General features: G+C 54.0%; 3 rRNA genes. All 3 read right to left on the bottom strand.

Going from position 1 to position 5,573, the window contains the following annotated elements:
- Window positions 1-100: 100 nt before the first annotated feature.
- Window positions 101-218: ribosomal RNA gene (rrf, locus tag EWR20_RS12610) — 5S ribosomal RNA — on the bottom strand.
- A 171-nt stretch (window positions 219-389) separates the two neighbouring features.
- Window positions 390-3,494, bottom strand: a 23S ribosomal RNA gene (locus EWR20_RS12605).
- A gap of 378 nt (window positions 3,495-3,872) precedes the next feature.
- Window positions 3,873-5,403: ribosomal RNA gene (locus tag EWR20_RS12600) — 16S ribosomal RNA — on the bottom strand.
- The 16S, 23S and 5S rRNA genes sit together here, the layout of an rRNA operon.
- Between the last annotated feature and the right edge of the window lie 170 nt (window positions 5,404-5,573).

Below are 5,573 nucleotides of genomic sequence, written 5' to 3'. Positions count from 1 at the left end.
GGGGGCCACACATTAAACACAAAAAAGGTGCAGCACGATGCACACCACCCACCCCCACACAGAGGACAAGCAATGCACACCGCACCACACCACAAAAATATTTCGGCGGCGACCTACTCTCCCACACACCTACCGGGTGCAGTACCATCAGCGCTAAGAGCCTTAACTACCGGGTTCGGAATGAGACCGGGTGTACCCCTCTTGCCATAACCACCGAAAAACTAACCACACACACCCACCCCACACCAGGGGCCAGCATGGTGAAACCTCAAACAACAACAACCCACACAAGATTGTTATCCCAAAACCATACAGTGAACGCAAACACCCATCACAGGATCATCCATCAAACCTTCATGACAACCACACCAACCCACAACGAGTCGAATGTGTATAAACCTTCGGCCTATTAGTACCGGTCAACTTCACCAGTCTTACGTCCTGGCTTCCATACCCGGCCTATCAACCCCGTCATCTACAGGGAGCCTCACACCCCTCAAAGGAGGCAAGGAGAACTCATCTCGAAGCAAGCTTCCCGCTTAGATGCCTTCAGCGGTTATCTCTCCCGAACGTAGCCAATCAGCCATGCACCTGGCGGTACAACTGACATACCAGAGGTTCGTCCGTCCCGGTCCTCTCGTACTAAGGACAGGCCTCCACAATTCTCCAACGCACGCAGCGGATAGGGACCGAACTGTCTCACGACGTTCTGAACCCAGCTCGCGTGCCGCTTTAATGGGCGAACAGCCCAACCCTTGGGACCAACTCCAGCCCCAGGATGCGACGAGCCGACATCGAGGTGCCAAACCATGCCGTCGATATGAACTCTTGGGCAAGATCAGCCTGTTATCCCCGAGGTACCTTTTATCCGTTGAGCGACGGCCATTCCACAATGAACCGCCGGATCACTAGTCCCGACTTTCGTCCCTGCTCGACCTGCCAGTCTCACAGTCAAGCTCCCTTGTGCACTTACACTCAACACCTGATTGCCAACCAGGCTGAGGGAACCTTTGGGCGCCTCCGTTACTCTTTAGGAGGCAACCGCCCCAGTTAAACTACCCATCAGGCACTGTCCCTGACCCAGATCATGGGCCGAGGTTAGACATCCAATATGACCAGAGTGGTATTTCAACAACGACTCCACCACGACTAGCGCCGCGACTTCACAGTCTCCCACCTATCCTACACAAGCCACACCGAACACCAATACCAAACTATAGTAAAGGTCACGGGGTCTTTCCGTCCTGCTGCGCGAAACGAGCATCTTTACTCGTACTGCAATTTCGCCGAGTTCATGGTTGAGACAGTAGGGAAGTCGTTACTCCATTCGTGCAGGTCGGAACTTACCCGACAAGGAATTTCGCTACCTTAGGATGGTTATAGTTACCACCGCCGTTTACTGGGGCTTAAATTCTCCGCTTCGACCCCAAAGGATCTAACGGGTCCTCTTAACCTTCCAGCACCGGGCAGGAGTCAGTCCGTATACATCGTCTTGCGACTTCGCACGGACCTGTGTTTTTGATAAACAGTCGCTTCCCCCTGGTCTCTGCGACCCATACACGCTCACCACCGCGCAGGTGGGTCACGCTCAAGGTCCCCCTTCTCCCGAAGTTACGGGGGCATTTTGCCGAGTTCCTTAACCATGATTCTCTCGAACGCCTTAGTATTCTCTACCTGATCACCTGTGTCGGTTTAGGGTACGGGCAACTAGAACCTCACGCCGATGCTTTTCTCGACAGCATAGGATCACCGAATCCCCCCACCAAAGGGGGTCCCATCACATCTCAGGCCCAAAGGATCGCGCATTTAACAACGACCCGCCCTACATGCTTAGACCACGACAACCACCGCGTGGCCCGGCTACCTTCCTGCGTCACACCCGTTAATGCGTTTACCGCCCCGGTTCAGGCCCCATGCAGACCACACCAGCACTCCACAAGGAAGCACACAGCATGACCCGGATGGTTAGTATCACCGGTTTAGTATGGACGGTTCTTCGTCGGTACGGGAATATCAACCCGTTATCCATCGACTACGCCTGTCGGCCTCGCCTTAGGCCCCGACTAACCCAGGGAAGATTAGCTTGACCCTGGAACCCTTGATCATTCGGCGGATACGTTTCTCACGCATCATTCGCTACTCATGCCTGCATTCTCACTCGCGTACACTCCACCATACGTTCACACGACAGCTTCACCGCAGTACACGACGCTCCCCTACCCAACACACAAAAAATTATGCATTGTCACGACTTCGGCGGTGTGCTTGAGCCCCGCTACATTATCGGCGCAGAATCACTTGACCAGTGAGCTATTACGCACTCTTTCAAGGATGGCTGCTTCTAAGCCAACCTCCTGGTTGTCTCAGCAACTCCACATCCTTTCCCACTTAGCACACGCTTAGGGGCCTTAGTCGATGATCTGGGCTGTTTCCCTCTCGACAATGAAGCTTATCCCCCACTGTCTCACTGCCGCGCTTACACTTACCCGCATTCGGAGTTTGGCTGACGTCAGTAACCCGTAAAGGCCCATCAGCCAACCAGTAGCTCTACCTCAGGCAAGCAACACGCGACGCTGCACCTAAATGCATTTCGGGGAGAACCAGCTATCACAGAGTTTGATTGGCCTTTCACCCCTACCCACAGCTCATCCCCTCCATTTTCAACTGAAGTGGGTTCGGTCCTCCACGCGCTCTTACACACGCTTCAACCTGGCCATGGGTAGATCACTCCGCTTCGGGTCTAGACCATGCCACTCAATCGCCCTATTCAGACTCGCTTTCGCTACGGCTACCCCACACGGGTTAACCTCGCGACACAGCACTAACTCGCAGGCTCATTCTTCAAAAGGCACGCCATCACCCCAAAAGGCTCTGACGGCTTGTAGGCACACGGTTTCAGGTACTATTTCACTCCCCTCACGGGGTACTTTTCACCATTCCCTCACGGTACTGATACACTATCGGTCACAAGAAAGTATTTAGACTTACCAGGTGGTCCTGGCAGATTCACACGAGATTCCACGAGCCCCGTGCTACTCGGGTATTCGCTCAAGCACCAACGCCATGATTTCGACTACGGGACTCTCACCCACTACGGTCCACCTTCCCAGATGATTCGCCTACCACAACGCTGAACACCACCAGCCAAGTAAGAACTGGTACAAACAAACCCCACAACACCCATGATGCAACCCCTTACCGGTATCACACACCACAGGTTTAGTCTCATCCGCTTTCGCTCGCCACTACTCACAGAATCATTATTATTTTCTCTTCCTGAGGGTACTGAGATGTTTCACTTCCCCTCGTTCCCTCCACACACCCTATACATTCAGATGCGGGTCACTACCCTTGACAGGCAGCGGGGTTTCCCCATTCGGAAATCCTCGGATCACAGTCCAGTTATCGACTCCCCGAGGCTTATCGCAGATTCACACGTCCTTCATCGGCTTCTTGTGCCCAGGCATCCACCGTGCGCCCTTAACGATTTACACACAAATGATCACCACAAAGGCATTCAAAATAAACAATCACAACCCGACACCACAAGGCGCCGGATCATAAGATGCTCGCGTCCACTATATAGTTCTCAAACAACAACCCCATCACCCCACCACAACAACCCCCACAGGAGGCCACCATGACGAAGCCAGGCCACAAGACAACCAAACCAACGGTTCATTGCCTCAAAACCCAACAGTGCACTTCATCCCCACACACCAGCACCCACACAGGACACCAGCACGCAAGCACACAACAAACCCCTCCACAAGAAGAAATCCATTGCCGCGAATATTGTATTCCACCCATGAGCAAACCACCCAGACAACACTCGTGCCCAGCATGGCCAACCAAACAGTTGAGCTCCTTAGAAAGGAGGTGATCCAGCCGCACCTTCCGGTACGGCTACCTTGTTACGACTTAGTCCCAATCGCCAGTCCCACCTTCGACGATTCCCCCCACAAAGGGTTAGGCCATCGGCTTCGGGTGTTACCAACTTTCGTGACTTGACGGGCGGTGTGTACAAGGCCCGGGAACGTATTCACCGCAGCGTTGCTGATCTGCGATTACTAGCGACTCCGACTTCATGGGGTCGAGTTGCAGACCCCAATCCGAACTGAGACCGGCTTTTTGGGATTAGCTCCACCTCACAGTATCGCAACCCATTGTACCGGCCATTGTAGCATGCGTGAAGCCCAAGACATAAGGGGCATGATGATTTGACGTCGTCCCCACCTTCCTCCGAGTTGACCCCGGCAGTCTCCTATGAGTCCCCACCATCACGTGCTGGCAACATAGAACGAGGGTTGCGCTCGTTGCGGGACTTAACCCAACATCTCACGACACGAGCTGACGACAACCATGCACCACCTGTACACCAGCCCCGAAGGGAAACCGTATCTCTACGGCGATCCAGTGTATGTCAAGCCTTGGTAAGGTTCTTCGCGTTGCATCGAATTAATCCGCATGCTCCGCCGCTTGTGCGGGCCCCCGTCAATTCCTTTGAGTTTTAGCCTTGCGGCCGTACTCCCCAGGCGGGGCACTTAATGCGTTAGCTACGGCGCGGAAAACGTGGAATGTCCCCCACACCTAGTGCCCAACGTTTACGGCATGGACTACCAGGGTATCTAATCCTGTTCGCTCCCCATGCTTTCGCTCCTCAGCGTCAGTAACAGCCCAGAGACCTGCCTTCGCCATCGGTGTTCCTCCTGATATCTGCGCATTTCACCGCTACACCAGGAATTCCAGTCTCCCCTACTGCACTCTAGCCTGCCCGTACCCACTGCACACCCGGGGTTGAGCCCCGGGCTTTCACAGCAGACGCGACAAACCGCCTACGAGCTCTTTACGCCCAATAATTCCGGACAACGCTTGCGCCCTACGTATTACCGCGGCTGCTGGCACGTAGTTAGCCGGCGCTTCTTCTGCAGGTACCGTCACTTTCGCTTCTTCCCTGCTGAAAGAGGTTTACAACCCGAAGGCCGTCATCCCTCACGCGGCGTCGCTGCATCAGGCTTGCGCCCATTGTGCAATATTCCCCACTGCTGCCTCCCGTAGGAGTCTGGGCCGTGTCTCAGTCCCAGTGTGGCCGGTCACCCTCTCAGGCCGGCTACCCGTCGTCGCCTTGGTAAGCCATTACCTCACCAACAAGCTGATAGGACGTGAGCCCATCAAGAACCAGTACAAACCCTTTCCACCAGCACCCCATGCGAGGACTGGTCGTATCCGGTATTAGACCCAGTTTCCCGGGCTTATCCCAGAGTTCAAGGAAGGTCACTCACGTATTACTCACCCGTTCGCCACTCATCCACCCAGTGCAAGCACCAGGCTTCAGCGTTCGACTTGCATGTGTTAAGCACGCCGCCAGCGTTCGTCCTGAGCCAGGATCAAACTCTCCGTTAAAAAACAAAAAGAAAAACCCGTGGCCCAACAAAATAAACCACGACGGACCATCATCACGGGGTGATGACACAAACATCCGCCGTGTCATGTTGAAACCAACAAGAATTCAAAAAATAAAAACTTCGGTACAACATTCAAACAAAGCACACTATTGAGTTCTCAAACAACAA

It is taken from the genome of Rothia uropygioeca, from assembly GCF_004136585.1.
In the GTDB taxonomy this organism is placed as follows: Bacteria; Actinomycetota; Actinomycetes; order Actinomycetales; family Micrococcaceae; genus Rothia.
Note: the sequence above shows the minus strand (reverse complement) of the source record. Positions and strands in the feature narration are given on the sequence as shown.